Source organism: Candidatus Sulfotelmatobacter sp., from assembly GCA_035504415.1.
In the GTDB taxonomy this organism is placed as follows: domain Bacteria; phylum Vulcanimicrobiota; class Vulcanimicrobiia; order Vulcanimicrobiales; family Vulcanimicrobiaceae; genus Vulcanimicrobium.
In genome coordinates, this window is sequence record DATJRY010000008.1 from 26,119 (window position 1) to 50,260 (window position 24,142).

The 24,142-nt window shown below is 64.1% G+C and carries 20 protein-coding genes and 2 tRNA genes; 12 read left to right on the forward strand and 10 right to left on the reverse strand.

Annotation, left to right across the window (positions count from 1 at the left end):
- Positions 1 to 60: 60 nt before the first annotated feature.
- Positions 61 to 372, reverse strand: a complete 312-nt coding sequence (locus tag VMD91_04605) for a hypothetical protein (GenBank protein HTW83339.1) — start codon at positions 370 to 372, stop codon at positions 61 to 63.
- Positions 373 to 905: 533 nt separating this feature from the next.
- Here VMD91_04605 and VMD91_04610 point away from each other — a divergent pair.
- Both VMD91_04610 and VMD91_04615 read left to right on the forward strand, forming a co-directional pair.
- On the forward strand, positions 906 to 2,081 hold the full coding sequence (locus tag VMD91_04610) for a hypothetical protein (protein ID HTW83340.1): 1,176 nt from the start codon (positions 906 to 908) through the stop codon (positions 2,079 to 2,081).
- The gene (locus VMD91_04615) at positions 2,078 to 2,431 is read left to right on the forward strand and encodes a cupredoxin domain-containing protein (GenBank protein HTW83341.1); all 354 of its coding nucleotides are present in this window, start codon (positions 2,078 to 2,080) and stop codon (positions 2,429 to 2,431) included. The genes VMD91_04610 and VMD91_04615 overlap by 4 nt, the downstream gene beginning before the upstream one ends.
- On the opposite strand, the gene VMD91_04620 is transcribed toward VMD91_04615, so the two are convergent.
- Positions 2,415 to 4,001 (reverse strand): GGDEF domain-containing protein, encoded by a 1,587-nt coding sequence (locus VMD91_04620; GenBank protein HTW83342.1) that lies wholly within the window; start codon positions 3,999 to 4,001, stop codon positions 2,415 to 2,417. The two genes, VMD91_04615 and VMD91_04620, sit on opposite strands and share 17 nt — an antisense overlap.
- Before the next feature lie 128 nt (positions 4,002 to 4,129).
- Between VMD91_04620 and VMD91_04625 the strand changes: the two genes are divergently transcribed.
- A tRNA-Thr gene (locus tag VMD91_04625) sits at positions 4,130 to 4,205 on the forward strand.
- 244 nt (positions 4,206 to 4,449) lie between these two features.
- The gene (locus VMD91_04630; protein HTW83343.1) at positions 4,450 to 4,614 is read left to right on the forward strand and encodes a hypothetical protein; all 165 of its coding nucleotides are present in this window, start codon (positions 4,450 to 4,452) and stop codon (positions 4,612 to 4,614) included.
- A gap of 254 nt (positions 4,615 to 4,868) precedes the next feature.
- Here the strand turns inward: VMD91_04630 and VMD91_04635 are convergent, their stop codons facing one another.
- Positions 4,869 to 8,744 carry a DNA-binding protein gene (locus VMD91_04635; GenBank protein ID HTW83344.1) on the reverse strand — a complete coding sequence of 1,292 codons (3,876 nt, stop codon included), beginning with the start codon at positions 8,742 to 8,744 and terminating at the stop codon, positions 4,869 to 4,871.
- 204 nt (positions 8,745 to 8,948) lie between these two features.
- On the opposite strand from VMD91_04635, the gene VMD91_04640 reads away from it, so the two are divergent.
- The 5 genes from VMD91_04640 (at position 8,949) to VMD91_04660 (ending at position 13,630) form a co-directional block, all read left to right on the forward strand.
- A complete protein-coding gene (locus tag VMD91_04640) occupies positions 8,949 to 9,479 on the forward strand; it encodes a DUF6088 family protein (protein HTW83345.1) in 531 nt (176 codons plus the stop codon).
- A gap of 116 nt (positions 9,480 to 9,595) precedes the next feature.
- Positions 9,596 to 10,426, forward strand: coding sequence for a nucleotidyl transferase AbiEii/AbiGii toxin family protein (locus VMD91_04645; GenBank protein HTW83346.1), 831 nt, complete (start codon positions 9,596 to 9,598; stop codon positions 10,424 to 10,426).
- Positions 10,427 to 10,550: 124 nt separating this feature from the next.
- Positions 10,551 to 12,422, forward strand: a complete 1,872-nt coding sequence (locus VMD91_04650; protein ID HTW83347.1) for a DUF4209 domain-containing protein — start codon at positions 10,551 to 10,553, stop codon at positions 12,420 to 12,422.
- 226 nt (positions 12,423 to 12,648) lie between these two features.
- Positions 12,649 to 12,716 (forward strand) — tRNA-Ser (locus tag VMD91_04655).
- 200 nt (positions 12,717 to 12,916) lie between these two features.
- Positions 12,917 to 13,630 (forward strand): AraC family transcriptional regulator, encoded by a 714-nt coding sequence (locus VMD91_04660; GenBank protein ID HTW83348.1) that lies wholly within the window; start codon positions 12,917 to 12,919, stop codon positions 13,628 to 13,630.
- Here the strand turns inward: VMD91_04660 and VMD91_04665 are convergent.
- The 5 genes from VMD91_04665 to VMD91_04685 all read right to left on the reverse strand — a co-directional run bounded on the left by VMD91_04665 (position 13,614) and on the right by VMD91_04685 (position 19,928).
- A complete protein-coding gene (locus tag VMD91_04665) occupies positions 13,614 to 14,558 on the reverse strand; it encodes a hypothetical protein (protein ID HTW83349.1) in 945 nt (314 codons plus the stop codon). The two genes, VMD91_04660 and VMD91_04665, sit on opposite strands and share 17 nt — an antisense overlap.
- A 323-nt stretch (positions 14,559 to 14,881) precedes the next feature.
- Entirely contained in the window at positions 14,882 to 16,594 is a 1,713-nt protein-coding gene (locus VMD91_04670; GenBank protein HTW83350.1) for a kelch repeat-containing protein, read from the reverse strand.
- Between the two features lie 150 nt (positions 16,595 to 16,744).
- On the reverse strand, positions 16,745 to 17,737 hold the full coding sequence (locus tag VMD91_04675) for a hypothetical protein (GenBank protein ID HTW83351.1): 993 nt from the start codon (positions 17,735 to 17,737) through the stop codon (positions 16,745 to 16,747).
- A 38-nt stretch (positions 17,738 to 17,775) separates the two neighbouring features.
- Positions 17,776 to 19,137, reverse strand: coding sequence for a GTP-binding protein (locus tag VMD91_04680; protein ID HTW83352.1), 1,362 nt, complete (start codon positions 19,135 to 19,137; stop codon positions 17,776 to 17,778).
- Entirely contained in the window at positions 19,134 to 19,928 is a 795-nt protein-coding gene (locus VMD91_04685; GenBank protein HTW83353.1) for a hypothetical protein, read from the reverse strand. Before VMD91_04685 ends, VMD91_04680 begins: the two co-directional genes overlap by 4 nt.
- An 84-nt stretch (positions 19,929 to 20,012) precedes the next feature.
- On the opposite strand from VMD91_04685, the gene VMD91_04690 reads away from it, so the two are divergent.
- Positions 20,013 to 20,438, forward strand: coding sequence for a Fur family transcriptional regulator (locus VMD91_04690; protein HTW83354.1), 426 nt, complete (start codon positions 20,013 to 20,015; stop codon positions 20,436 to 20,438).
- Between the two features lie 13 nt (positions 20,439 to 20,451).
- Here VMD91_04690 and VMD91_04695 read toward each other — a convergent pair whose 3' ends face one another.
- Together VMD91_04695 and VMD91_04700 are read right to left on the reverse strand one after the other, a co-directional pair.
- Entirely contained in the window at positions 20,452 to 20,970 is a 519-nt protein-coding gene (locus tag VMD91_04695; GenBank protein ID HTW83355.1) for a redoxin domain-containing protein, read from the reverse strand.
- Positions 20,971 to 20,979: 9 nt separating this feature from the next.
- A complete protein-coding gene (locus VMD91_04700; protein ID HTW83356.1) occupies positions 20,980 to 21,675 on the reverse strand; it encodes a peroxiredoxin-like family protein in 696 nt (231 codons plus the stop codon).
- A gap of 479 nt (positions 21,676 to 22,154) precedes the next feature.
- Here VMD91_04700 and VMD91_04705 point away from each other — a divergent pair, with 479 nt between their 5' ends.
- Together VMD91_04705 and VMD91_04710 are read left to right on the forward strand one after the other, a co-directional pair.
- Positions 22,155 to 23,069, forward strand: coding sequence for a 2-dehydropantoate 2-reductase (locus tag VMD91_04705; GenBank protein HTW83357.1), 915 nt, complete (start codon positions 22,155 to 22,157; stop codon positions 23,067 to 23,069).
- Positions 23,066 to 24,136, forward strand: a complete 1,071-nt coding sequence (locus VMD91_04710) for an enolase C-terminal domain-like protein (GenBank protein HTW83358.1) — start codon at positions 23,066 to 23,068, stop codon at positions 24,134 to 24,136. Before VMD91_04705 ends, VMD91_04710 begins: the two co-directional genes overlap by 4 nt.
- Positions 24,137 to 24,142: the final 6 nt, after the last annotated feature.

Sequence of the window (24,142 nt, forward strand, 5' to 3'; positions counted from 1 at the left end):
CCCGCGACTTCCCAGCGTTCACGGCCCGGAATAGCGGACCGCCGGTGCACCAGAGCGACGCTACACCGCCGCCTTCGTCGTCGGCTTGGGATTCGAAGCGGCGGCGGCTTTTGCGGCAGCGGCTTTCTCGGCGCGCAACTTCGCGATTTCCGCGCGTTCGGCGGCTTCTTCGGCCGCGCGCTGCGCCTCTTCGAGATCCATCTCGGCGGCCACGTCCTCGACGTCTTCCCGGGCCTCTTCGTAGAGCTTCTTCACGCTACGGGTCACGACGATGCCGCCGCGAGCCACCGTGCGGAAGCCCTTTTTGATCTGCCGCTGTCCGAGGATGCCCGCAGCCCCTCCGACGATGAACGGTAAAATGAAAGACATCATGCCCTCCGGGATCGGTGCGGTTTGAAAAGCTCGGCGCGTATCGGTGCTCGTACCGACAGGCACAGGCACACCGCAAGCTCCCAACGTGCACGCCGCCGATCGCGACGACCACCGTCCGGTCGGGAGGACCATCCATCCCACACCCTCGCCGAGCCCGCGCCCACCCCTGTCTCCTACCGTTCGGATAGAGCCGTCACGTCCCTTAGCGAGGTTACCCTTGCGTGAGACGCGACCGGTTTTCCTCTCGACGAATGGCGGACTTCCCGGCCCTCCCGAACCTCACCGCTGCGCCGGGAGTGACTGCATGACGGCGAGCCGCTCACCCGCTCGAGGTCCTGCCGTCAGGCTCCGGCGAGACCACGCTTCCGACGCGGTTTTTCTGGATTCCGCGACATCCGTCCATTCGGTAAGAATCCTTACAGACCCGGCCTCGAGCGCGAACTATGTTGTGCGCCTGGTCGCCACAAGCTCGAATCCGGAGAACATTTACAATGATCAACAGGCCATGGCGTCAAGGAGCGTTCGCGGTTACCGTGATCGCCGGCTTGCTCACCGCCGCGGTACGGTACTTTCCCGCGCACGAGGCTTCGGCTGCGTCACCGTATCTGCCGGAGAGCCATCTCGTGCTCAAGAGTGCCCGCGACGTCAACGTCGCCGCGAGCACCGTCGTCATTCCGATCCATCGCGGCATCGCCAACGGGAAGACGGTCTGGTACATCATCACCGACGCTTCCGACTATGGCGTGGCGCACGACCTCAACGTCCTCTACGCGCCCAAGCTGAACAATATTGCGATCAACTGTCCCGAGTGCTTGCAGACGGTAACGTTGGGCAAGCCGAGCGGGAAGTTCAACAACGACGCGATCGTGCACTTCCAAGGCGCGCCGGACTTCAGCCCGACGCGCGTCTATGAACCCTCGGCGACCGGTTTTCCGCCGGTGAAGGCCGCACCGGGCGCCGTCGGCGGCCCGCACTACAGCCCCTTCGTGCGCATCGCCGGTTCGAACATCGTCTACAACATGTCGATCGTCGCGACGGGTGACGGTCCGTACGACGTCGTTCACCACACGAACACGGCGGACCGCGTCCTGGCCATCGACACCAAGCAGGACAACGACGGTCCGGAAGTGACGATGCTGCTGGCGCACGGATTCGATTCGGGCCAGCCGATCGTGTATCTGAGCACCGAAGCCTCCGATCCGGGCGCGGCAACGGTCGAGCGCGCGATCTACGTGCCGCTGCTCAATCACGCGCCGTTCGCGAACGGCGACGACAATCTCGGCTCGGCTCGCGAGCGCATCTTCGTGTTCCTCAACGGCCAGACGTCGGGCGAAAACAGTCAAGGGCTGATGTACCTCGGCCTGCGCTGTCACCTCGGCGAAGACGCGACGATGGCGAATTCCGCGCAGCTCTGCTCGCCGCTCAACGCGCAGGGCGACTTCCCCTCGCTCGACGATCCGCGTCACGCCAACGCCTACAGCCCGCTGTGGGACGTCCAGTTGGGCGTGTGGACGCCGGCGGCCGTGAAAGCCGGCAAGAACACGCGCCAGACCGACGAGAACCAGATTCTCAATCTGGTCGGTCAAGGCTATCTGACCGGACCAGGCGGTGCGCCCTACGGCTCCGTGTTCGTCGTCAATTGTCCCCCGGTGGCGTTCGTCGACCAGCGTCCCGACAAAGACTTGGCGAACAACGTCTTCAACCGATGAACCGATTGCACGTCGTGCTGCTCGCCGGCCTCGTTCTGAGGCCGGCGGCGGCCGCTGCTGCCGGCGCGCCGCCGCCGGTGCAGGTCATCATCCACGATCACGCATTCCGGCCGCCGGTCGTTCACGTGAAGGCGGGTCAGCGAATCGTTTGGACCAATACCGACCAAGACCCGCACACCGTGACCAGCGGAGGCGCGAACGTCGACGACGGCCGTTGGAAGAGCTCGCCCCTCATTCCGGACGGCGCCACGTTCACGTTACGCCTCACCAAGCCCGGCGTGTACCCGTACTTTTGCAAGCCGCACGAGTTCGAAGCGTCGATGCACGGTAAGATCATCGTCGCTCCGTAACCGGCCGCCCGGTGTCCGCGGATACCGGTTCGTCGAGCACGACGCGATTGCGCCCCATCGCCTTGGCGATGAAGAGCGCGGCGTCGGCGCGCCGCGTCAATGCGTCGGGCGACGTGGTTGGGTCGGGGACGCCGCTCGCGACGCCGACGCTCGCGCACAGTCGGCCGAGCGGGACCTGCGCGTGCGGGATGTCGAGCGCGGCGATCGCGTCGTGCATCCGTTGGCCGAGCGCGAACGCCCCGCCGTCGTCGTAGACGGGCGCGAGCACGGCGAAGCCGTCGCCGTCGGCGCGCGCGACCAGCGCGCCGGGGACGTCGGCGCACGCGGCGGTCAATGCGGCCGCGCAACTGCGCAGCGCGTCGTCGCCGGCGGCGTAGCCGCAGGTCGCATCGTAGCGGCGGAAGTGGTCGAGGTCCACGAGCAGTAGCGCCAGCGGAGCACCTTCGTTCGCGCGCCAGGCGGCGTCCATCGCGCGGGTGAGCGCGACGCGGCTCGCGAGCCCGGTCAGCTCGTCGCGCTCGTCCCGCTCGGGCGCGCGCGTCCGCGTCGCGAGCAGCGCCGTCAGCAGCAGCAGCTCGGCCAACGGACCCGCGGTAATCGTCAGATGCGCGATCTGCGCGCCCGTCTCGGTCGGCGTGAAGGCGGACGCGGCGCCGAGCGCCGAGGCGATGGCGGCCGCGGCGGTGGCGGCGATGAGCAGCGGGCCGTCCGGCGTTCGCCGCGCGGCGAGGGCCAGCGCGAGCGTGGCCAGCGCGAACGCGAGCGGGAACGCGTGATCGAGCGCGCGCAAGAGCGCGATGTTGCCGCCTAGCCACAGATCCTGCGCGACGTCGGCGCCGGCCACGTAGACGACGCTCGCGAGCGCGACGACGAGGGCAAGCACGATCACCGTGCGCGGCGGCCGCGCCGCCGCCGTGCGATCGAGCAGGACGCCGAGCACGCCCGCCAGCGCGAGCGCGAAGGCGAGCGCGTGCAGGGGCTGGCTGAGCTCCGGCGGCGGGCGCACGATGCCGACGAACGGCAGCGCCAGAAGACAATTCGCGGCCGCCGCGACCGTTAGCGCGACGAGCGCGCGCCTGCGGCGCACGGTCAGCAGCAGCGCCGCGAGCAGGGTCAGCGCGAAGAACGCGCCGCACGCGACGACGTCCCAGCGGCCGCCGGCGAGCGAACGCGCGAGGATGTCGTCGGTCACCAGCAGCGGCGTCGCCTCCTGGCTGACGATCGAGCCGGTCAGGTCGATCCGCGTCGCGCGGTAGGCGTCGTCCGGCAGGCGGACTCCCAAGATCTCGCCGGGCAGGCTCGGCGCGGCGGCGATCACCTCGTGGCGCCCGTCGGGATACGTCAGCGTGACCGTGAAGCCGCGCGCAAGCCACGTGCTCACGATCGAAAGCCCCGGTATCGGGGGGACCCGGAAGGTCGCCTGCAGCGCGCTCGGCTGCAGCAGCGACGCCGGCGCGGCGTCGCCGAGCGGCGCGCCGGGCGGGAGCAGGGGGACGTCGGCGCGCGCAGCGCTCGGCCCGAGCGCGCTGAGCACCAGCAGGGCCGCCAGGACCCAGAGCCGTCCGAGCACGCCGTGGGCTTCGCTTGCCAGGCTGCCCTTCACCCGCACCGAATCCTGACGCGGCCCGAGAGGGTCGTCGAGGGAGCACGCGAACCTAAGGCGGTCGCCCCGCCGGGTCCCACGGCCGCGGGCGAAATGCCGACGTAGCTCAGTTGGTAGAGCAGCTGATTCGTAATCAGCAGGTCGCCGGTTCGAGTCCGGCCGTCGGCTCCAGGAAAACTGCGTTGCGGCGCGGTTTTCGCGTTTTCGGATGGCTCCCGCGGAGTTCGCCGGCCAGTCCAATGGCACAGACCCAGTTCTGATCCGCGACTGCTGAGCGATGCCAGTGCGTTCGCGATGCGGCCCGTGGCTCGCTTAACGAAGCTAACAGCGTGACCCCGGGGTGCGAAAGGAGCTGGCGCCGCGCGACGACGCTTCGCTCCACACCAGCAGATCGAGTGTGTGCGAGGCGCGAGGAATGGACACGAAGCGGCAGTTGCAGACGGTCATCGCTGCCTATGGGCGTGACGTCGTTGATTCCTTGAACGTCACCGGATATCGGCACGAGGGGATGAGTTGGTTGCCCCTGCAGCGCAGCGCCCTTGAGCGGACGGAGTACCTGCTGGCGAACTACGATCTCTAGGATACACCGGGAACGACATCGTCTATTTACTGCTAGAGTGCGCTGACGACTATCTAGTCGACGTGTTGGTCGATCCCGATCGAGTCGATCTTGAACGCGTCAAGGAAGTCATTAGAAGCACGTCCCCTGCCAACGTGAGCGGTTAACTAACCTAGACATGCCGCCGCCCCTCGCTTGCCTTCCGCCTGGAGCTCTCTCGGACCGTCACGCGTTGCCTCTACTCGTCGCTTACTTCGGCTCACCGACCCCTAGCGTCAGAAAATTCCTTGCTCAATTTCGTTGTCGCGAAGCGAAGCGCGCTTCCGCTCCGCATCAAGATGCGATCGCAGCTCATCCTTCCAGATTTCGATGCGGGGGCTCCCAAACGTCGGCATGCCATCGACGAGTGCCATTCGCATCGCGTAGTAATCAGCCCCTGGCCCAACGCTTGCGAAGCTATGAATGTTTGCTTCCAGCGAACGAAGCACGTCGTCTCTTTCGCCAAAATTCTCAAGGAGCGCCATCATAAGCGGCGTGATGCGTAATGGCTCATCAGGCGAAGACTGGATCATCAGCCCGTATTGTGCAAGAAATGCCGGGACGTCATCAACGTAGTCGTGTCCAAAGGCGATTAGATCATCGATCGATCTACCTTCAACAGCGAGGCGATCATCGGCGAGAGAGAATGAATCATGCTGCGTCGCGATGAGCAATCGCCACCTATCAGCTCGATCCAGCGACGCGTACCGTCTCTTGAACCGGTCCCACACGGTATCGTGGGCAAGGAGCATCGGCCACAAATCAGCGACACGTCGACGCTCTGCAAAGCCTCCTTTGTCCGAAAGTGCCTCGGTCATAAGCTGCTCTCCGACGTCAGTGGCGAAGCGAACGTTCGATTTGATCAGTCGCTTCGCGACCTCGAGCAAGCTCCATTCATGAACGTCGTCCAGAGGCTTCTTGAGAAAGCCACTCTGTACGATGACCGCTTCAAAAACATCGTCTAGACCCTCTCGATCCGAAACCCCGAACATCAGGAGATTGACGACGCTAGAGTACCAGCCGTGATCGAGGAAGACGGCGGCGAGGGCGCGCAACTGCTCCCGGTCAACGTGTGCATATGCGTTGCCCATGAAGAGGTTCCGTCGAGGAGGTGCCGTAAGGCGACGCTCCTTGTAGGCTTGAAGCAGAAGTTCTATGTCACGCGATTCCACGCGCGGCCACACGATGACAGCCGGCAATGCTTGAACCAGGTGATCGTCTTTTGAGATCCGTACCAGAACCGACCACCGGTAGTCCGGATCGGCTTCGCCGAGCGTTCCGACGATGCTCATTAGAGCGAGATCGTTCCGGGGTTCGGGTGCGTCTACGTAGGCAGCGAGTGCATCCTCCACGAGCTGCTCCCGATCACCAGTGTGCTTTGCGGCGGCTTGCCCGTAACCATGCGGCAGTCGGTGCGACCAACCCGTGCTCACCACGTCGAGAACCGCACGTACGCGGCCCGCTTCCGTCGTCTCACGCGCAAACCGGTCGACATTCTCAAGCGATCGATCGACGATACCGGATCCCGGGACCTCGTCAAGATCGAGCGGCGGATCCGTCACGTACAGAGTGATCTGTTCGAGAAGGTCCGTCGGCAGCAATGACTGCAGAATGCCGCGCGCCCGCTCGCGATCTGCGTCATTTTCGCACACATGGCGAATTGCCCATTTTAGCCGATCAACTGCCTTCGGCCAGGCTGGCCCGGCAAGCGATGTCGCTGCCCTTTCCAGATCATCCCAAAGGCGGTAGCGAGCGAGCAACGGGATTCCGTCTGCGATTACGTCGCGGGAAAGGGCGAACGCCTGTGGACCGCGAGAACTCAGTGTCAGGGCACGATCGACGGCAGCTCTAACATAATCAAAGATATCCTTCCATATCGTTGGGCACCACTCAATGAGAATAGGACGCCCGCCTTGAGATTCGACGCCCAGGACCACATAGTTCTGGTTTAGGGACAGCACGCGCCCGAGTGCCTCGGCGACCAGCGTATGGCTTCGAGAATCGGTGCGCTCCAACATTTCGTCGACAATCGCGATGCGCTCGTTTGGATGCGCTTCGGTTTGAGATCCCTGCACGGCAAAGAACTTACTCAACGTCCCCGTAGCGTTGTTCGCATTCGAAGCATTCTCGTTACGAGCAAGCGCAAAAATCAGACGCACCGCAGCTTTGAAGTGAGCAGCGTGAAAGGCAATGCCCTCGAGAGCCCACACCAGGTTCTGCCGTCCGCTCGGCTCATCGATGTCGCTGAGGTCCTCGTCGCTCAACGCCGAGAGCGCACGGGTCATCGCCTTGATCGCGGCGTCGGGGTTCACTTGCGCAAGTGATCGTAGCATCCTCGAATTCGTTGGGCCGAGAATACCGGCGAGGTTCCCGAACCGGCCGGACGGCGAAAGCAGTCCAGCAGCAAGTTCGAGTGAGGTGCCCGTCGTCACGTCGCCAAAACGTCGGGCAAGCGCTATCGTCAGGCTGTCGGGTAGCTCGGCGAAGAGTCGCTCCCGTGTTTCAGGCGCGACGTCGTCGAGCCAGCGCCGTGTAAGGCGAAGCGCCAGAGGTGGCGGCGTGACACGCCAGTAGCGACCAATGGCAACGATCAGACCCTTTCGTTCGAAGTTCTTCACGATGCGGTGGAAAGCGTCGCGTGAGACATTCGGTAGGAACGTTGCCCGCAATATTTCCCACTCCAATGCTACACGTTCGCTGTAACCGACGTGGTCAAAGAGGGCAAGGAGGGACAGGACGGCGTACTCGTCAGAATCATCGAAGTAGCCGATGAGTCGCTGGGTGATTTGGTCGTTCGTAAGATCAGTGATCATCACACTGTCATTGCTAATCGCCTTCAGTACGAGGATCGCCATTAATGGCCAACCTTGCGCATACTCGACGATCCGCAGAAAATTCGGGCCTGTAAGCTGAGGCTCAAGCCCTTTGACGATCCGCGTGATCGTCTCGGAGTTTGTCTGCCGAAGCGTTGCGTCGCCGCTTAGCTCGTGACGGTGGTCGATCGAAATGACCGAGAGGGCGCTACCCGCGATCGCTTGAGCAAGCTGCTGGTGAAGTTCGGCCTCACAATCGTCTACGACAATGGTTCCGCCAACACCGAGTCGACGCCAGTCGGGGATTGTACTCAGTAGCTGCAGGCCGCTGCCGGGGTAGCGAGCATCGAAATAGACGATGCCGACGCCCTCAGCCGCCATTGGTCGCAGAGCCTCCAGCGCCAAGCGCGTTTTTCCTAGACCCGACGCGCCGTTGAGTCGAAAGACTCCGCCGATCTTTTTAGCTGCTGCTCTCAATTGCTCGGCGATGCGACCGGTCACGTCGTCCCAGACGTACGGGTTATCGAGACCGGGCAGGCGCGACCATTCGTCGAAGGTAGCTAGTAGTGCTGTATGCTCACGCCCGGCGGCACGAATAAGGAACGTACGAGACCAAAGATCTTGGGCTGCCCAGGCCGCAATTTCGTCCGCGGCCATGATGTAGATCTTCGGGTCAGTGCCCGGAAGATGCGGACGAGCAGCAGCGACCATTGCGTGAGTACGCGCTAATTTTTGGTCAGCGGTCATATCGATTCCGCTGAAGACGATGTAGGCGCCATCGGCGGCAAGCACGTCGCGAATTCGGGGTTTGATCGCGGTCCCGTCGCGCCGCATGATCTCGCGAACCAAATCGGACGGACCGAGACGCCGACCGGACTTTGACTGCCATATTACGCTTCGGGCAGGCAGTCTGGCGGTCCGAGCGGGCCCGCCGGACCACACCATCATGCCATCGATGCCACCATCGGCATCGCTGTTGCGGCATGTCGTGTCCGGAACGCCCGGGATTTCATGCTGCCGGACCTCGAGCCGCACGAGGTGGTTGATCAGCGTGGCAAAGTCGGCTGGTGTGAGTGCTTCGACATCCCCCGCCCCGACCGTGAATGGATTACTGGCCTGAGATCGGGCCCGCTGGGTCTTCCACCGGGCAAGATGACGGCTGATTAGCGCCAAAGAGCCGGCACCCAACAGCTCTTGAACCGAGCGTAAGGTGGGGCGCGCCCCGCTGCTCGCTATCTTAAGTGCCGCTTCCTCAACCTGTTGGTAGGTGACTTGGCCGGGCCGTCCCCGCGTCTGCATGTGCTTGTATTTCGAATCATTTCGGTACGAAACCTCGTCACCAACGGAGCCGCGTCGGACATGCGGCTTGAAGCCGTGCGTGGGCGTCGGCCGATGGGGTAGGCCTCGACAAATGTCAGGTTTTCGGTGTAATATACTGACATGAGCGTAGCGGCAGCCATCCGGAGGCAGGTAGAGGGGCTTCCTGATCGGACACCAGTTCGCGTGGCCGAGGTTCGAGCCAAACTACCCCAGGCTACTAATGCGGCAATTGAGCAAGCCTTCGCTCGTTTAGCGAAGGACGGCACACTTCTTCGAATTAGTAAGGGCGTTTATTGGAAAGCACGCCGGACGCGATTTGGAATGGTCAGGCCCGACGCATTTGAGACCGCGTTTGCCATCGCTGGTGATCATGCTCCAGGTCCTGCCGGTCCAGCCGCTGCCGCCTTCCTTGGGCTGACGACGCAAATTCCACCGGTCCAGGATTATGCCGTCCTGGTGAAGCCAGCGGTTAGTCTGCCGAACGTCGCTTTCCACGAGCGTACAAACACCCGTCGCAAGGAATTGAATCCCGCGGAGATCGCGGTCCTGGAGATTGCTCGGGATCGCTGCCGCTTTTGCGAGTTGCCACAGCGGAGGATCTTTGCCCACTTAAGAGAGCTTGCGGAACAGGGAAAGATCAGTGTACCTGCCGTGCGCGAAGCGGCAATCGGTGAGACGCGCATGGTCCAAGAGTTCGTGACATCGCTCTCGTAGGGAGAGCTAGCCTTCGCACGGAGCCTGAGGAACGAGCGGCGCTTGTAGGCCTGGCGAGTGACGCATTTGGCCTGAGCCCCGAGCTGGTCGAGAAGGATTTCTGGGTTACGGAAGTCTTGCGCGTTCTATCTCGACCGCGCCAGGGCGTGCGGATCATTTTTAAGGGGGGAACTAGTCTTTCCAAAGGGTTCCGCTTGATCCATAGGATGTCTGAAGACGTCGACATCTTGCTGATCTCGGAAAATCTGTCAATCCGGCAGCGGACATTGCAACTCGACGCGATCATGCGTGATGTCGCGACCTATCTTGGTATTCCGCCGGTCGAGCAGCGGCGCGAGGAAGGCCGCAAGCTCGTGTCGCGTTTTCCTTACAGCGACCGAGAGACGGCGATTGTCAGTCCGAGCGTCCTGCTCGAATTGAGTTTTCGCGGTTACCCGGAGCCATCGCTTGAGCGCGTAGTGGAATCCTATGTGGCTCAATACATGCGTGACGCCGGCATGCCGGAGGACTTCATTGAGCGAGATAATGTCACGCTTTCAGTTCTCGCTCCAGTGCGCACGCTCATGGAGAAAATCTTCGCCCTGCACGTAGCTGCGTCCAATTCGCCACCTCGGCTTGATGAGCTGCGCCTCATGGCACGTTACTACTACGACATCAAGATGCTTCTGGACGACCACGCAACGCGGTACGCACTCGGATCGCTCGGGGATATGGCGGCCTATTGCGAAAAAGAGTTACGCAATGCGGGAGTGGGCCAACCGTTTCACGGAGCGACGCGACCAACTGGCGGTTACGCCGAGAGCCCGGCGTTCCGGCTCTCGGCCCAGCTCCGAGAGGTCCTGGACGACGCCTACACCGCCGCGATGAGTTTTCTGTTCGCGCACGCGGAAAAACCGTCGCTTGACGAATGTCTCGAATGCATCATACGCCACGGCGGCATTTTGTAGTGGGCCGCCCATTGGGCGCTCGCGGTTATTCGGGCCCTTTGCCAACTGGCGCACATCATGGATCTGGGGGATCCGTGAGGGCTCCCTCCGGGTAGCGATCCCGGGAGCGCCGAAGTTACGGAGTATGGCACCGGGTGAACAACCGTACGTCGTCGGACTACCGGACGAGTTTGACCTAACCGAAGATCAAGCGCGTGCGCTAAACGTGGATGCACTCGTCGCCGATGCGTCGCTGGAGCACGGCCAGTTCGACTGCCAGCGTCGCCTTGCTGCTGCTCGAGACGAAGCGCAGGAGCGCGGCGATGAGGCTGCAGCTATTGCGTATCAGTTGCTCGTGGTTGCGACCGGAATGATGTTATCGGACGATCGCCGAGCGCCTTTCGGTAGGTACGTTTCAGGCCACGACGGAGAAAACCGGCGTTGGCACAGCCCGCTTCCCGCGGACCTCCGTGATCGTCACGTCGGGGCGCTCTTGGCGATTAACGAAACCATCACGACCCCAGTGCTGCGGGGCCATCTGGCCGATATCCTCTGGCACCGATTGTACCCAAGGAAAGCCGAGCACGCCCAGACGGCTGTGGCCGCTCACCTCCAGGTTGCCGAAGCAACGTTCGCCCCGGACCACTGGACCATCTCGGAACGCTATCTCTCTCGGGCATATCGCCTTTCACGGCTGCTCGGAACACGCAGCTCCGCATTCGCCGCAACGCTGAGAATGGCATGGGCGTTCTTGGATAGGCTGGACGCAACCGATCCTCTATTCTACACGCATAGGATTATCTCGCGCATCTTCGACACGCTTACGGAAGCGCAAAGTGAAGCGCTCCTCGAACGGGTTAAAAGGATCGCCGAATCGTCCGATGCCAACTATGCGTTCGAGCGAGCACGCCAATACTATGACGTCGCGGTTCGATTAGCGCGTCGCCTCCGGCAGAAGGGCCCGGTCGACGCGTTGCGGTTCGCGCGTGCCGAAACCTATACTCGACAGGCCGACCTTGCGGCGAACGAGGTGATGCGCGCCCACTATCTGCGCCTTGGCAGGAGAGCGTTACTGGATGCGGGCGCGTCACGGGACCAGATCGAGCGCATCAGCGCCGCGCTCGATGACGCGCAAATTCTATCGGTCAGCGAGATGACCGAAATTGCGACAGAGATTCGTACAGAACCAGCGCCGGATGGCATCCTTGAGCGCATTCGGGGCAAGGAGCCCATGGAGGCGCTCTGGATTCTTGCTGGCAGCAGCATTCTTCTCAGAAAGAAGACGGCAGTTCGCGTAGCCGCCGACTACATCTCACGGTTCCACTTCCGGTATGGCTTCGGAAGAGCCAAAGTGAACCGGGACGGGAGGCTGCAAGGGACCTTCGCTGGTTCACTCGGTGCATCAGATGAAGAGCGGCGCAACGCACTTCGTGGTGCAATGCACGATCAGGCCGCCCAGGCTCGCTTGGCCAGCGTCCTCGGCACCATTGAGCCCGCTAGGCAGATCCTCGTCATCGAGCACGAGTACACGCTCGCGGATATCTATGAGGGAATCCAGAATCGGCCGTTGATTCCCCAAGGCCACTCCCTGCTCTGGGCCAAGGGCGTTTACGCAGGCCTTATGGGCGAATTCGACATCGCGGTTCACATACTGGCACCGCAGATTGAGAACGCGCTTCGCGAAGTCTTGCGAAGACGGCGCGTTGTCGTCATTGAGGAGCTCGACGGCTACCAGCGAGTGCAGTCCGTCGCCGACGTGCTTCGGCATCCGGTTGCCCCAGCGGCGTTCGGCGAGGACTACGTCTTCACGTTGGACTCCGTGCTCGGAGATCGCATGGGGGCGAATGTACGTAACGAAGTCGCGCACGGCCTCGTGAACGACGCTGCCGCTGGCGGAGTGGAGTCCGCGTTCCTTTGGTGGTTGGCGCTCAGGCTACTGAGAGCATATGGCCCGGATCCCCTTGCAAGACCACCGACGACCGGCGACGACGCTCGCCCGGATGTTTCAGGAGGTTGATGCCGACGCGGCCTCTCGCCGTCGCCAACTCGCTGCTCGCGGCGGTGCGCCTAGGAGATCGTGCCGACGAGGCGCTGAGTACCTGGTCGCAGGCCGGTGGCGGCCTTGCTGCGTGGTCCGCCTGCGAAGGGTGGGGCAGGCAGGTGCCACCACCTGGTACCACCACGGACATCCGTTTGTCCGCCTTCCCCGTGTCTATCCCGGGTCGATCAGTGCCCAGTGATGAGGCGACGAGGGGGCTGCAGCTGATTCGTAATCAGCAGGTCGCCGGTTCGAGTCCGGCCGTCGGCTCCATCGCGCAGCGAGGCGCCGCGCCCCCTTCTCAGAGAAGAGAGGGCCGCATGAGCGGGTCCGGCTCGGGTGCGGAGGCATTTGGAGACGTGCTTCTTCCTCCAATTGACGGAGGATTACGCGTCGAGGTCACGATCCCAGCCGGAGGGGGCGGGGCATTCATCGTTCCCGCGCATGGGTTGCATTACGTGAAGGCGGGCCGCGTGCGTGCGGTGGTCGACGGGATCGACCGCGTCGTCGAGGCGGGAGCGCTCATGACCGTTCCGCCGGGACCGCGGCGGATGCGGACGTTGGCGGAGACGGTCGTACAGACGGTGGCGGTACCGGACGCTGCCTTCATCGGGCGCTTCGGCGCGGAACCGGCGATTCTCGATCTCTCGCGGCGAGAGAAGCGCGAGTGGGCGGAACGGATGGAGTCGCTGGTTGCGACGACGGACGAAGCTTCCCGGCTCGAAGCGGCGAGGAGCGCGCTCGCGTTGCGCGAGGAGCGCGCCGAGGAGCGCGCACGGCAACATTTCGATCTGGTGCAGCGCGTCCTCGCGTTTCTCGGCGAGACGCTCGACCGCGCACCGACGCTGCACGAGCTCAGCGATCGTTTCGGCTTCGCGCCGAACTACTTGAACGACGTCCTGAGTGCGAGCACCGGCCGTTCGATACGACAGTGGACGATCGCGTTTCGCCTCGAGGCGGCGCGCTCCGCGCTGCGGCGGCGATCGGCGTCGATCACCGCCGTCGCGAGCCAGTTCGGCTTCGAGCCGGCGTACTTCGCGCGCCGCTTCGCCGGCCGGTACGGCATCTCGCCGGCGGCCTGGCGCGCACTGACCGGGCGCACGCAGGCCGGGCTCGACGAGGCGATCCGGCGCGTCTCGCCGCACGGCGTGCGGCTGGACGTCCCGGAGGCTACGTCGAGGGAGTGAAGCCGACCACCTGGAGGGTGAACCCGCTGAAATTGGCGCTGGGCAGCTCCGTGATGGTGCCGTTGCCGCCACCGTCGAGCGTGATCGTCGCGACCGTGGTCGGGTGCGCGCTCGAGACGCCCGAGACGACGACCCCGGTGAAGCCGCTCGTGTTGTTGCCGGCGAGGCTCGCCGCCTCGTCGCGCGACGGATTCGCCGCGTTGATCGCAAGCGACAAGAGCGATTGGCCCGGACCGAATTCCACCACGATCGTGATGGTGCCACTCGTCAGATAATCGAAGCCGTCGAGTGCGTACGTCTCGGGCGGGCCGCCCGGCTGCAGGATGCTCAGCGACGCACCCGAGTCGAAGGTCAGAACGCCGGCGGTCGAGACCGGGGCGTTCGTGGTCGAGTAGGTGCTCAATCCGGGTACGGTGACGATTTTGACCGGCGTCGGGCCGATCGACGCGCCGATCTGCGCGAAGGGAAAGACCGCAAAGGTATGAGCGATGAACGCCGCTCCGCAGTACCAGAGCGATCCGGAGTTCAGATCGCACGTGGTCTGCATCTCGTTGCCGTGCGCATCAGCGATTTGGGCGCTGAAGATTTCATCGCCGAGGCTCCCCTCCTGGCCGGTCTTGTTCTGTTCGGTCTCGATCGCGATGTTCTGGACCGCGCTCACGCTTCCGCCGGCCGTGTAGTGCGCTATCGTGCCGGTGGCGTTCACCAGCGAACCGGAGGCCGTCACGTTCTCCGCGAGATCCACGACGAGGGACGGGTGCACGCACGCGGAGTCGTAGAAGTACGAGTAGGTAACGTCGTCTTGGAGGTTGCTCGGCCCCGGATCGACGACTTCCGAATCGTTGCTACACGTCGAGGCGGACCGCGGAGCACGAGCCCGCGACGCGGACGTTTGTATCTGCGCGATGATGCCCTGCAGGGTCTGCATCAGCGATGTGCTCTGCACCATCCCGAGCATCGTATGAGCGCCGGACGCTGCACCCTCGGGCGACGCGGACGGAGTGCCCACGGGCCTCGGTGCGACGGCCGACCTCGTCGTGCCGCACGCGCTCAGGAGCGCCGCTGAGAAGAGGATGAGAAGGGTTACGAGGGCCCTCGTGCGTTGGTGCACCCGTTCGTCTCCTGACGAGAGAAGCGCTGAAACACCAACGAATGTAGCCGCTGCCGGCTGGTGCAGCTTGCATTTTCGACCGAGCTTCGTGAAGCGCCGGTTCGCCCAGATAGAGCGACCGCTCGCTTGCTGATTCGTGTCTAGGGCGTGAGGGCCTCGACGTAATCGACGGGACCGTATTCGTCGCCGCCTCCGAGCACGTAGAACACGTTGTTGGCGACGGCCCCGGCCGCTTCGTCTTGGGGTTGCAGCAGCGAGGAGATCGTCGTCCACGTGTTGCTGGTCGGGTTGTACGCGGCCGCGGTGGTGAGCCAGCCCTGATTGTAGTTGTCGCCGCCCGCCTCATAGATCGTATTGTTGACGACGCCGACCGCGACCGACTCGCGTCCTTGCCCCGGCATCGAGGCTTCCGTCGCCCACGTGTTGTTCGACGGATTGTACGCCTCGACCGTCGTCAGGTAGTTGCCGTTGTCGCCGCCGATCGCGTAGAGCGTGTTGTTCGCGACTGCGACGGCAACCGACTCGCGCGCGGTCGGGAGGGCCGCCTCCATCGTCCAGGCGTTCGTCGAGGGGTTGTAGGCCTGCACGTAGTTGACGGGACCGGAGCTGTTGCCGCCGCCGACGACGTAGAGGATTCCGTTGACGACGCCGACGCCGGCTCCGCTGACCGCTTGCGGCAGCGACGCCTTGGTCGACCAGGTGTTGCTCGACGGATCGTACGCCTCGACGGTCGTCAGAATGGTGTAGCTCGTATTGAAGCCGCCGACCGCGTAGAGGATCCCGTTGACGACACCGACGCCCATTCCTTCGCGCGTCGTCGGCATCGTCGCCTCTTCGGTCCACGTGTTCGTCGACGGATTGTAGGCCTCGTTGGCGTTCGAGTCGGCGTAAGCGGTCAGCATGCCGCCGACGACGTAGATGATGTTGTTGATCGTCCCGGCAGCGAGGTTTTCGCGCACGGTCGGAACCGTGCTGACGTCGGACCAGAACGGCGGGTACTCGACGCTGAAGGTGATCGACCGTTGCGCCACGCCGTCGCCGCTGCTCGCGCCGCTGGCCGTCAGCGTGACGGTCCCCGTGCCCGAGCCGGTCGGCGTCAGGGAGAGCTGATAGGGGTTCTGCGAGACGCTGACCGAGACGACGCCGCCGCTCTGCGTTGCCGAGAGTTTCGGTGCGCCCGGTGAGCTCGCCGCGATCGCCGTTCCATCGATCGTCGTGAGGTCGATCGGAAAGACCGCCGCGCCGGAGCTCGAGAGCGCGACGGCCCCCTGCCCGCTGCCGCTGCACAGCCCGCCGCTGGTCCCGCTCGGCAGCGAGCTGATCGCGATTGCCGGACCGGGACAGGTCGTGGTGCCGACCTGCGCGTCGAGCGCCACGGCGAAGCTGTTGCCGTTCCCTTCCACGACCGCGATCGTTTGCGTTTGCTGAGAGAGCGCGTTGCCGGCGCCGCCGGCCTGGTCGTATGCGACCAGCGTGACCTTGTCCGTCCCGATGGGGAAGACCGCGGTGAACGTGCACGTCCACGGACTCGAGCCCGGGCAGTTGCCCGAGCCGGGAGTCACGTTGAACGTCTGCACGCCGAACGCGGAGACCTGGCCCGGCGTGAGCCCGCTGGCGGTGTCCAGCGTGAACGCGAGCGATTCGGTTGCCGAGGACACGTATGCTGCACGGCGTGCGCGCGAAACGTCGTCGCGCGCCGGCACGACGATGGTGAACGTCGCGCGGCCCAGCGGAGCCGCCCCGCCGGAGGCAGGCGACGGCGACACCGGCACGGCGGCGCGGGACGCGCCCGTGCCGCCGCACGCCGTCAAGACGCCGAGCACCGCGAGCACGGTGAAACAACGAAACCCCATGGGATCAGGGTAGGAGAGCGACCGTCGCCGTTCCGTCGCATCCCCGTACGCTCGTCGCGGAACGTCAATGAGCGCACATTCTGGCCGACCCGACCGCCGCGATTTGCCCGAGCTGGGTCGGGAGGGGGCTATGGATTCAACCGGATACCTTCACGAGGTGTACGTTTGAGCGCCCAATAGTCCGTTCGCCGTCGCCGTGATGATCGTCGCGTCAGTCGGATCCCACGCAAGAGAAACGACTTCGGACCCGTAGTCCTGCCGCGCGAGTGGATTTGATGAACGCACGGGTGCCCAAACGATCACCGCGCCGCTCGCGTCGCTGCTTGCAAGCAGATCACCCCGATGCTGATATGCGAGCGCCGTGATGAGGTCGTCGTGCCCCTCGCAGGTGCGCGGTTTGGTGCCCTCCGGACTACGTTTGCAGTCCCAAATCGTCACTACATCGCTTCCGCCGGTGGCCAAATAGCGACTTGACGGATCCCATGCGAGTTGCAGCACCTTGGCCGGGTAGCCAGCCATCTGAAGATCGTCGCCGTTCTTTACGCGCCAGAAGTGTACGGTGCAGTCTTGGTCGCCCGTTGCGATGTATCGCCCGTCGCGGCTGCAAGCGACCGAGAGAATCGAGCCCTTCCAGCGAAAGCGGCGAACTGGGCGGTCACGTGAAGGCGACCATATCGTGAGCGCACCGTACGCAGCCGTTACCAACGCTTGCGCACCCGCCTGCCAGACACACGCGGAGACGGTGCTCGGGTGCGGCGCATAGGAACGCACGAGCTGTCCGTCCGCTGTCCACAGGCGAACGATGCGACCGGCTGCGGTTGCGAAGACCTGCGCGCTCGACGTGCCTGCCCCACGCGGGTCAAAGGCGACGTGCTCGACCCAGGCTGCACCGCCTTCGCACTCGGCGACCTGCTTGCCCGTGGCCACGTCCCAGATCCGGGCCCAGCCGTCCTGGCCACCGCTAACGAGCAGCGATTCGTCCGGGCTCCACGAAAGCGCGAGCGTGCCGTTCGCGTGTCCGCGGAAGCTCACGACGAAATCGCCGTTTCGTCCGTCCAGCACGACGATCCGACCGCTCGACGTGGCGGCAGCGACGAAAGTACCGCGACGCGAGCACGTGACGGCGATCGGATAGTCGTCCACATCGTACGACCACCGTTCGGCAAGCTGGTCCGGTGCGGCTATTGTCCCAGACACGCGCGAAAATCCCTGGTAAGCGCTTCGCGGTCGAGATTGCGCCCAATGAACACGAGCGTATTTCGGCGCGGCTCACTACCCCATTCGCGATCGGGCCGGCCGTCAAAGAGCATGTGGACACCTTGAAATACGAAGCGGCATGGGGAGTTCTCGATACTCAGCACGCCCTTCATGCGGAAAATATCCGGACCCAAGTTCTGTAGGACGTTTCGGAAGAAGACGTCGAGTCGCGCCTCGACGCAGTCTCCCTCCATCTCGATGCCGACGGACGTCACCGTCGCGTCATGTGTGTGGTTCGGCTTGTACGCAATCGTTTGTGCCGGCGCGACGGGCAGTCCGGTCGCCGCCGTGACCGTGACCGCGTATTCGACGCCGCCGTGCTGCGTGAAAACGGCGTACGTCCCCGGCTCCTCGACCGCGATGCGCACGAGCGTCGCTCGCTTTCCGTTCAGCGCGATACGCCAACGTCGCTCGCCCGGATGAATCCGATCGATCGAATGGCGTTCGATCGGCGGGCCGGAAAAGGCGAGCGTCGCTCGCTCCGCGACGTCGCCGAGGACAGCCGTGCCGTCTCCGCCTGCCGCCAACACGACGAGATCCATCGACTTGTCAGGACCGGCGGAGAGCTGCAAATCGTACGTGCCCGCTTTGAGCTGATAGGCACCCGCCCACTCGAACGGGTGCTCGGGTTCGAGGAACGCGGGGCGCACGTCGAGCGCACGGTCCAGATCGAAACCGCCGACGTCGAGGATGCGCTCCATCTCGATCGCTGCATTCGTGGTCCGAAAAATCTTCGCGGCGCCGTTCATCGACCGAATGCGAGCCTCGAGCACGTCGAGAGCCTGCGCGTCGACCAGGTCGACCTTGTTCAGCAAGATGACGTCCGCGAAGGCGATCTGCTCTTTGAGCTCTGTGCTCTCGTCGAAATGCTGCTCGAAGTGAAGCGCGTCGACGAGGGTCACGATCCCGTCGAGCCGCGTCTTCGACCGAACGTCCTGATCCACGAAGAACGTCTGAGCCACCGGTCCGGGATCGGCCAGGCCGGTCGTTTCGACCAAAATGTAATCGAATTTGTCTTTCCGTTTCATCAGTGTCCCGAGAATGCGGATCAAGTCACCGCGCACGGTGCAACAGATGCAGCCGTTGTTCATCTCGAACACTTCCTCGTCGGCGCCGATGACCAGGTCCTGGTCGACGCCGATCTCGCCGAACTCGTTCTCGATGACGGCGATACGCTTGCCGTGATTTTCGGTGAGAATGCGATTGAGTAAGGTCGTCTTGCCCGAACCGAGAAAGCCGGTCAAAACCGTAACCGGAACGGTGGAATCGCCGACGGTCGTCGTCACGTGAGCTCACTTCTTTCCGCGAGGGCGTTTTCACGCGCTCCCGCTTGCAGCATGAGGAAGGCGTAGGTCGTGAAGAGGGCCAGCATGAGGCTCGCGCTCACGATGACGTCCGAAAACGGCGGCTTCCAGCCGAGGAGCTGCGCGAGCTGATATGCGGCTACCGCAACCGCAAAAGCCGTGATCGCGATCAGCCAGATGCGTTTCGCGCGCCGAAGCGCCGATGCACGCAGCGAAATGAATCGGTGCACGAGAAAGCCGTCGAGCGCATCGGTGCAGAGAATGCCGCAGCAAAACGCGAGGCCGATCAGCACGGCCCCGATGACGCCGGCACCCGCGCTGAACGCGATCGCGTACGTCGCGAGTTGGCTCGACGTCTCGAATCCCAGGCCGAACAGCAGCCCGGTCGGGAGTGCGATCAGGACGTGGCTGCTGGCGCGCCAAGCCGCCGGGATGATGCGGGTTCGCGGCGAGCCGGTGACGTCGTCGCGCAGCGCGAGCTGAGTCAAATTCAGCGCTGCGACCGCCAGCAAAACGACCGTGCCGACCCAGCCGCCGATCTGCTCGACGAGCGCCCGGTACGGCGTGAACCACGTCCCGAGCAGACCGACCAACGCGGCAATGGCAAGAACCATGATCGAATGGCCGCCGGCAAAGAGCGCGCCCACGTAGCGGCTTCCGCGCGGCGCCCGCTCGTGCGAGTTCCGGGTGAGGTTGTCGATGATGGCGAGGTGGTCGGGATCGGCTCCATGGCGCAGGCCGAGGACGAAAACGCTGAGCGCGGCGACGAGCATGGGCGGTAGGTGTTGCAACTGAGTAGCATATTCCTGCGACTGAGTTGCAAATCACGGGCTGCCCAGCGGGTCGTAGCGAAGGCCATGACCGTGTTCGCTGAACGGCCGCTCTATCTCACCGCGACGCGTCGCAGAATCACCGCCCTGCTCGAACAAGAGCAGCGCTACCTCACGGCTGCCGCGGTTATGACGAAGCTCAAGGCGAGCATACCGACGCTCGCCAAGTCGACCGTGTACCGGACCTTAGAACGGCTCGAATCGAGCGGTTTCGTCACGAGCCGCACGGAGGCCGATGGCGAGACGAGCTACGTTTGGTGCCACAGCGCCCACCATCACCACGCGATCTGCCGCACCTGCGGCCGCGTGACCGACGTCGACTGCGAGGCGATCGACGCCCTCAAACAGCGTTTGCTCGACGAGGCCGGATTCGTCGTGGACGGCCACGCTATCGAATTGCTCGGCTACTGCGCCCAGTGCCGCGAGAAGCGCGAACCCGGCAGCCGGAAGTAGGCTGCCGGCGCGGTCAGGAGACCATGAAGCCGTGGACCAAAGATCGCACGGCAGCTGCGACGTGGCGATCTTGACCCTCGCCGACGATTGTGTACCTGAGGTGTCCGGCGCGGTCGAAGATGAGCTGCGTCGGCCAGGCAGAGACGCCATAGGCGTCCCAGATGCGATGTTCGTTGTCTAGCGCAATCGGCCACGGCAGCGCGGCGGCTTGGCGCTGTCTCGCTACGTAGCCGATGGCCTTCTGGTAACTCGGCACTTCCGGCGTGTGCACGGCCACGATCTCGAGCTCCGATCGTGGATAGGCCGCGTAGAGGTTCTTCAACGCCGGCGTGACGTTCGTGCAGTTGACGCACTCGAACGTGAAGACGTCGAGCAGGACGACCCGGCCCCTCAGGCTCGCGAGCGTGGGGTGTCCGCCCAACCATCCCGTGGCCAGCGCGAGAGAGCCGAGGCTCGGCGCCGCCTGGGCGCACTGCGCTCGCAGAATCGCCGCGCCGCCGAGTATCGTGGCGAGGAGCGCTGCGCGTTTCATTGCGGTCCCTCAGAGCGCGCGGTGATCGCGAGTGCTTGCGCAAGATGCCAAAGGCGTCAATGCGGCAACGGCGGCCAGTGTCTCTTCGGGATCCGGCCGATAACGATAATCCGCGTTGACCTGCGCATCGACGATGGTGCCGTTGCGGTCGATGACATACCGGGCCGGGATCGGCAGGCGCCATGTGCCGGCCGCATTGATGCGGCCGAGATCGTTACGGAAGACGTTCCGGTACAAGTCGCGCAGGTATGCCGGAAAGGAGTATGCGAGACCGAAACGTTCCGCTACGTCGGCATTGGGGTCCACCAGCATCGGAAAGGCGATGTCGTGCTTCGCGCGATAGGCACCGGCGGATGCGGCGGACTGCGGCGTGATGACGACGAGCGAGGCGCCTAGATGACGGAAGTGCTCGTACGAGTCGTTCAACGCCTTGAGCTCCTCGTTGCAGAACGGGCACCACGTGCCTCGGTAGAACGACACGACGAGCGGGCCCTTGGAGAGGAGCTCCGCGGACGAGACGCGATTGCCGTCGAGATCCAAGAGGGCAAACGCCGGCACTACGTCGCCGGCCGTGAGCGCGTGGTTTGCGGCACCGTCGGTGCGCAGTTCGCCGAGGTGGCGCTCGAGCAGCTGCGCGACCTCGGGCTTGAGCGTCGTCGCCGCCTTCTCGCGCATCATTGCGAGCCGGTCGTTCAACGTCGGCATGTTAGGGCTTCGGTGAGGCGTGGGGCTTCGAAGCATGCGCCATTGAGCCGCTATGGCTCATCGTGCTATGGCTCATCGTGCCGTGGGTCATCGTGCCGTGGGCCATCGAACTGCTGTGGCTCATGGCGTGGTGCGTCATCGCGCCGGTCGCTTTCGGTGCCGGGGCTCGAGCGGAGACGGCGAAGGGGATGGCAGCTAGTGCGAGGGTGAGCACTGCGGGGGCGAACCGATTCATGTGGTCCTCCAGAGAGAAGGTCCAGGGCATCATGGCACCGAGGCGCAGAAAGCGATGTAAGCGCCCTTACCGCTGAGCATGATTCAAGCGCTCGGTGGCTTCCAAGATCGGAGGCGAGGGGCTGTTTCGCCCGCGCGGTCGAGGTGCGGTAAGCCTCCTTACGGCGCGACGCCGCGCGCCGTATCACGCTCATGCGAAGACAAGACACATCGGTCGAACTGGAGGTAGAATGCGCATCGCTGTCATGGGCTCCGGCGGAGTGGGCGGATATTTCGGAGGCCGCCTGGCGGCTGCCGGCGCTGACGTGACCTTCATCGCGCGGGGCACACAGCTCGAAGCCCTCCGCGACCAAGGACTGCGCATTCAAAGCGAACTCGGCGATCTTACCATTGCCGTAACCGTCTGTGAGGAGCCACGCGAAGCCGGACCCGTCGATCTCGTGATTCTCAGCGTGAAGCTGTGGGACACAGAAGCCGCCATCACGGCAATCGCTCCCCTGATGACCGACCGAACTGCCGTGATGTCGCTTCAGAACGGCGTCACGAAGGACGATGCGCTACGCGCGGCGTTCGGCAGTGAGCGCGTCGTGGGCGCGTTGTGTTACATCGGAGCTGCGATCGCGGAGCCGGGCGTGATTCGGCACACGGGCAAGTTGCAGCGGCTGGTCGTGGGTGAGTACGGCGGTCGGTCATCCGAGCGCGTGGCGGCCTTCGCCGAACTGTGCCGACGAGCTGCCATCGACGTCGAAGTGAGCACGGACATCGAACGCGCCGTCTGGGAGAAGTTCGTGTTTCTCGTCGGCTTCAGCGGAGCGACGTCGGTCATTCGGCAACCGATCGGCCCGATCCGCGGTAACGCGGGCGCGCGAACGTTCCTCGCTGCGCTGTTCGCCGAGACGGCTACCGTCGGAAGGGCCGGCGGTGTCCAGCTACCGGACGACTTCGCAGAGAATCGGCTGGCGTTCTGCGACACACTGCATCCCGCGTTCACCTCCTCGATGCACGGAGATCTCGAGCGCGGGGGCCGTCTTGAAGTTCCTTGGCTTCATGGCGTCGTTTCCGACCTGGGCTCACGAGCCGGGATACCAACGCCGGCGAACGACTTCGTTCGTAACGTCCTCTCCGTCTACGTCGATGGTCCTCCGGTCGTCGGGCCGTGACGGTTACTGGGCTCTCCGTTCGCGCCGTCAGTGTGCCGATGCGACGTCCGCTCTCAACGAGTGCGTCGATCATTCGCGAAGCTCCGCTCCTCCTCATCGACCTGGCAACGGACGTTGGAGTGACGGGCCGTAGCTATGTGTTCTGCTACGACCGCGTGGGCCAGCAGCTCATGCAACGAGTCCTTCGCGACGCGGCGGGGCTCATTTCCGGTACGCCTTTGAGTCCGCGAAGCGCAGAGGCGCTCCTGGCACGCCGTTGGCGGCTGTTCGGCAATGCCGGGCCCGTGGCCATGGCGCTATCCGGAATCGACGTCGCGATGTACGATGCGCTCGCTCAGCACGCGGGGCAACCCCTGGTGCGCTACCTCGGCGGGGCCCCGACACCCGTCAATTGCTACAACAGCAACGGATTGGGGTTGATCGGGGCGGCGAAGGCCGCCGACGAAGCCCGCGAACTCGTTGAGGAAGGGTACGCGGCGATCAAGCTGCGGCTGGGATATCCCACGCTCGCCGAGGATGTGGCCGTCGTGCGCGCGGTCCGTGACGCGATCGGAAGCCACGTCGCCGTGCTCGTCGATTACAATCAAGTACTCGATCGCGACGAGGGACTGCGTCGGTGTACCGCTCTGGACACCGAAGGCACGCGGTGGATCGAAGAACCGATCGTTCACGACGACTATAGCGGCGCCGCGGCGATTGCGGCTCACGTGACGACTGCGATCCAAATCGGCGAGAATTTTTCCGGCGCGCACGCAGTCGCCGCGTCGATATCCGCCGGGGCCTCGGATTTGCTGATGTTCGACCTTCAACGAATCGGCGGGGTCAGCGGATGGCTCGAGGCGGCGGCGGTGGCCCAGGATTTGCCTCTTTCGTCACATCTGTTTCCCGAGGTCAGCGTGCATTTGCTGGCGCTTTCGCCGCACTGTGATCTGCTCGAAGTGGTAGACTGGGCGGCGCCCGTGCTGCTCGAACCCCTTACGATCCGAGACGGGACCGCTATCGCCCCCGAACGCCCCGGGACGGGCGTCGCGTGGAACGAGGATGCCGTGAGGCGCTACCGTATCTGACCGGCG